6 protein-coding genes are annotated in these 4,233 nt (G+C 66.6%); 2 read left to right on the top strand and 4 right to left on the bottom strand.

Annotated elements, in window-relative coordinates; all coding sequences use genetic code 11:
* Positions 1-359 precede the first annotated feature (359 nt).
* Both QZ588_RS17800 and QZ588_RS17795 read left to right on the top strand, forming a co-directional pair.
* Complete coding sequence (locus tag QZ588_RS17800) at positions 360-1,133, top strand: hypothetical protein (RefSeq protein WP_295544431.1); 774 nt, start codon at positions 360-362, stop codon at positions 1,131-1,133.
* A 22-nt stretch (positions 1,134-1,155) separates the two neighbouring features.
* Entirely contained in the window at positions 1,156-1,296 is a 141-nt protein-coding gene (locus QZ588_RS17795; protein ID WP_295544429.1) for a hypothetical protein, read from the top strand.
* 42 nt (positions 1,297-1,338) lie between these two features.
* Here QZ588_RS17795 and QZ588_RS17790 read toward each other — a convergent pair whose 3' ends face one another.
* From QZ588_RS17790 to QZ588_RS17775, 4 genes are all read right to left on the bottom strand, one after another.
* Complete coding sequence (locus QZ588_RS17790; protein WP_295544427.1) at positions 1,339-2,451, bottom strand: glycosyltransferase family 2 protein; 1,113 nt, start codon at positions 2,449-2,451, stop codon at positions 1,339-1,341.
* A complete protein-coding gene (locus QZ588_RS17785; protein ID WP_295544426.1) occupies positions 2,444-2,701 on the bottom strand; it encodes a hypothetical protein in 258 nt (85 codons plus the stop codon). The genes QZ588_RS17790 and QZ588_RS17785 overlap by 8 nt, the downstream gene beginning before the upstream one ends.
* A gap of 37 nt (positions 2,702-2,738) precedes the next feature.
* The gene (locus QZ588_RS17780) at positions 2,739-3,602 is read right to left on the bottom strand and encodes a hypothetical protein (RefSeq protein ID WP_295544424.1); all 864 of its coding nucleotides are present in this window, start codon (positions 3,600-3,602) and stop codon (positions 2,739-2,741) included.
* The coding region (locus QZ588_RS17775; RefSeq protein WP_295544422.1) for a class I SAM-dependent methyltransferase at positions 3,599-4,233 on the bottom strand (635 nt) is incomplete at its 5' end. The genes QZ588_RS17780 and QZ588_RS17775, both read right to left, overlap by 4 nt.

Genomic DNA, 4,233 nt, shown 5'->3' with positions numbered 1-4,233 from the left:
GCCTTTGCCCGAACGTCGGCGAGCGCGCCACTGAGCGGGCTCGCCGCGCGCTCGCCTCGGCCCTCCAGCGGGCCCGCGGGCGGCTGGCGTCGAAGTTGGCCGTGCCCGGTTGGTTGGTGGGTGTACCCATGGACAAAGTGTATCCAAAAACGGTCCGAGCCCGATTCGAACCCGCCTCCCGACCAAGCGATCACGGCGCTGTTGCCGTGTAGACTGGTGCGTTAGCACAAGCCACGGCAGACGCCATAAACCTCGACACCGCTTGCCAGGTCGCGTTCTTTGCCTCCTCATCGGGCCACTGCGGCTTCGATTGCCAGTACTGCATCATCAATCCCATCGCGAAGCACCAGCCATCGCTGGTGTTCGAAGACTTCCGGTTCATCTGCGAGTACTTCGACGCGCCGGTGTTCTTCGCGTTGTCCGGCGTCGGGGACTTCATGGTCAGCTATGGCCGCTCGCAGCGTCTACTGGAGCGACTCCTGGGGCTGGATGTGGAGGTGGCGCTCGACACCAACGGCGCCGCCCTGCAGGAATTCCCGGAACTCGCCCCGGAGCGGCTGGAGAAGCTCCGCTTCATCAACCTGACCATGCACTACCACCAGATCAAGCAGAAGAACTTGCTTGAGCGCTGGCCGGCCAATGCGCGGATCATCCTCGAGCGGCGCTTCGAGCAGACCCACCCAGACTATATCCTGTCACCGCCGTTACGGGACGAATGGGAAGAGGCCATCGCGTTCTATGCGCAGACCGTCTACGCCCACACCGGGCGACCCTTGATTCCGGTGCGGGATGTGAACCGGCCGTTCACGCCCGACGATGAGGACCGGCTGGCCCGCCTGTACGCCCGGTTCGGCGAGGTGCTGAAGGGCGAGTACGTGGAGGACTTTTCCGCCGCGTTCCGTGATCGACCGGAGGTGATGTGTCCAGCAGGCGTGCGCTACTTTCGCGTCTGGAACGATGGCCGGGTGCAAGGGTGCCCGAATCTCCCGAACGTGCCGAGCCTGCACGACTGCGGCAACGTGAAAGAGCGGCGGCTGACCGTGCGCAAGGCGCTGTTTCGCTGCGACACGCCGGCCTTCTGCGACTGCAGCGCCATCGACAAGCTCGGGATGATGCGGACGCCGGTCGAGTGAGCGTCGACGGCGGCGGCGCTGCATGCGCGAGGTCATCGCATCGAGTACGGCCGCGCCGAAGTACGACAAGTACCCAAGCGGGCTCGTTGTCGGTATCGGTATCGGTATCGATTTCGACGGCGATACCGATACCGATGCCGACGGGCATCTGACGGTCCGTTGATCTCGGTTGCGAGACTTGGGCGCAGCTGTACTCGGCGTAAGCTCAGCTGAGCACAGGTGGTGGCACAACGATGAGCTTCCCCTGAGCACCCGTCGCGGGGCCCAACCGCGCATAGGCCTCTCCACGGGCGACCCAGTCCGGCAGCGATTGCGGCCAGCGGAGCGTTGGCCCGCGACCGAGCAGCCCCAGGGGCCAGAGGAACAACGGGTCCGGCGACAATTCAATGCACCAATGCTGCTGCCATGCGTGCGGTATCGGGTTCGGCAGCGCGCAGGCACCAGCGGATCTCGGCCTCGGGGGCTGATGCCACTGTATCTTCCCCAGAAGGTCAGCGATTCGGCTCGACCAGCGATGGTGCTTTGCCATGTAGAGCGCCCGACCAGGCAAGGACGGGTTAGGCGTTGGCGGTGTTTCGGTCCGGCTGGAGGCGCCGAACGGATGGACGACCCCTGCCGCCGGCAGCAGGTCGGCGCGGGCGCCGATTGCGCGCAGCCTGCGGAACAGATCGACGTCTTCCCAGTACAGAAAGAAACGCGGGTCGAACAGACCGCCGGCGGCGTCCACGGCGCTGCGCCGCAGCAGGACGTGGCCGCCGGACAGGCAGTCCTGGCGTAGCGGCTGCTCCGCGCACCAAAAGCGCAACGCGCGTGCCCGCCAGGCGAGGCTCAGTCGTCGTCGCAGCGCCGCTCCGGCGCGTCCCGGCAGGCTGAGTACCGGCAGCGTGGTGCTCGACGGCATGCGGATGGGCGGCAGCAGGAATTGACGGGCAGCGTCCCAGTAGGGCCTTGGGCCGACCGCGGCAACCTCCGGATGCACGTCCAGATGGGCCCGCATCGCGGCCAAGGCCTCCGGCAGGAGGCGGGCGTCCGGGTTCAGCAGGAGCACATAGTCGCTTTGCGTGGCCCGGTAGACCTGATTGCAGGCGCGTCCGAAGCCGACGTTCTCGCGGTTCTCCAGGACAGGCAGCCCGGTCGCTCGTAGGCGCTGCGCCTGCCGCGCGCAGACGCTGTTGTCCACCAGATGCAGGTCTATGGGTAAGGCCTGCCGCTCGATCGACGCGACCGCGTCCAGCACTTGGTCGGCGACCTTGTAGTTGACGATGACCGCGGTGATCCGGGCGGCCCGATCGGATCGGTGAGGCCCGCGACTAGGCACGCAGGGCTTCGGCGAGATCGGCGAGGCCATAGCGTTGGTCGAAGCCCGGTTGGTACAGGCTACTGTGCTTCAGCCAGTGCCGGTCATGGTGTTTCTGAAACACACGGCCATGGGCGCACGGGATGCTCTGACAACAGTTGTCGTAGCCGCAATGCAGCGGGCTCTGGAAATACCCCTCCAGCACGTCCGCCAACAGGTGGTGGCCGGAACGGGGCAGTGAGACGCCTTGCACCCGGCGTAATCGCGTCATCTTTGCGGCCTGCTCCGACAACCCCCGGAAACCTCGCTCAGCGCCGTGCGTGAATAATGGTGCGCTGGGCGGACTGCCCCGTGGCCAGCATCGCCGCATCGAAGCGCCCAACCACCTCGATGCTGTGAAAGCCGAGCTTGTTCAGCATCTGTCGATACCAGGCGAGATTCGGCAGCCACCACTCCATGTAGTCAAGGCCGGGGTCATCGCCGCCGCGCCATCGCGCCATGGGTTCGTCCCCGAGATCGTCCGGGACGGGCTGCGCGATGACCAGGGTGTCCTTACACACCGCGGCTGCACTGGCGAGCCCGCGCACCGGGTCGATGACGTGCAGCAGCACGTCGCCGACAAACACCCAGTCGCAGGGGGCGATCCCGAGGGCCTCGTCCGCCAGCTGGTAAATGGTCCCCCGACGCAGGTCCAGATCGATGCCGAGCCGGCGGCAACAGAACGCCATCGGTCCATCGAGCAACAGGTGGTCGAGCCGCTCCAGGGTCAGTTGCGCCGGCAGCTCCGGTACATGGGCCGGCAGGAAATGCTCCGCCGCGCGCAACAGGTCGGCGACATCGCGACCGGGCAACTGATCCACCGCCGAGAGCGAGGGCAGCTCGACGGCGCTCAACTCGGCACCGCGACGCAGGAGTTCGTAGCTGAAGAAGCCATCCCCGGGACCGACATCGAGTGCCGTGAGACCGCGCATGTCCTCCGGGAACCGGTAGGCCTCCAGGTGCGGGCGCAGGTCGAAGATGCCCGGTGTGACCAGGCCATCGCCCAAGTCGATGCTGTGGTACCAGATGAGCGCCGGATCGACAGCGATGCCGAGCTGAGCGCAGCGGGCGTGGAAGGCGGCGCGCCGGGCCGCTTGGGCTGCGGCGGTGTCGATCTGGGGTTGGTCGGTCATGGGATGTTGGGTCGGGCTATTTGCACTGGCGCGCCGAGGCGGGCGACGACATGGAAGGTACAGCAATCCAGCGATGCCGCATCGACTTGAATGCCCAACTCCACAAGTGCTGCCAGACGCTCGCGCACATGCGCCGGCGCCGGTGCCGGCACCGGCTCGATGTGTTCCAGCACAAATCCGTGGCGATCCAGCAGTTGCAGCAGAGAGCGACGGGTGAAGAACCGCAAGTGGGTCTTGCAGAGCAGCCCGGCAGGCACGTAGTCCCAGCGTCCGGCCAACAGGTCGAGCACGATCGACCAGTGACCGATGTTGGGTACGCTCGCGACCAGGCGGCCTTCGGGCCGCAGATAGTGCCTGGCGATCCGAGCCAGCAGCGCATCCGGGTCCACGACATGCTCGATCACGTCGAGACAGGTGACGCAGTCGAACCTGGCACCGGGGTCGACCCGCAGCGCATCCCCGACCCACACCTGATCCAGGCGGCGGCGGGCGAGGGCGGCGACCGGTGCAGACTGTTCCAGCCCGACCACCCGACACCCGCGCCGTTGTTTCACCAGCGCGCCGAAACCGCCGGCGCCGCAGCCGATATCGAGCAGCGTATCGATGGCATCCGGCAGCAGCGGCAGCACGT

The sequence above is a fragment of the uncultured Thiohalocapsa sp. genome (genome assembly GCF_913062725.1).
Taxonomy (GTDB): Bacteria; Pseudomonadota; Gammaproteobacteria; order Chromatiales; family Chromatiaceae; genus Thiohalocapsa.
This window is presented reverse-complemented; position numbering and strand designations above follow the sequence as displayed.

Coding starts and splice junctions, on each gene's coding strand:
- QZ588_RS17795 (WP_295544429.1), top strand. CDS start 1,156: ATGCGCGAGGTCATCGCATCGAGTACGGCCGCGCCGAAGTACGACAAG.
- QZ588_RS17785 (WP_295544426.1), bottom strand. CDS start 2,701: ATGACGCGATTACGCCGGGTGCAAGGCGTCTCACTGCCCCGTTCCGGC.
- QZ588_RS17780 (WP_295544424.1), bottom strand. CDS start 3,602: ATGACCGACCAACCCCAGATCGACACCGCCGCAGCCCAAGCGGCCCGG.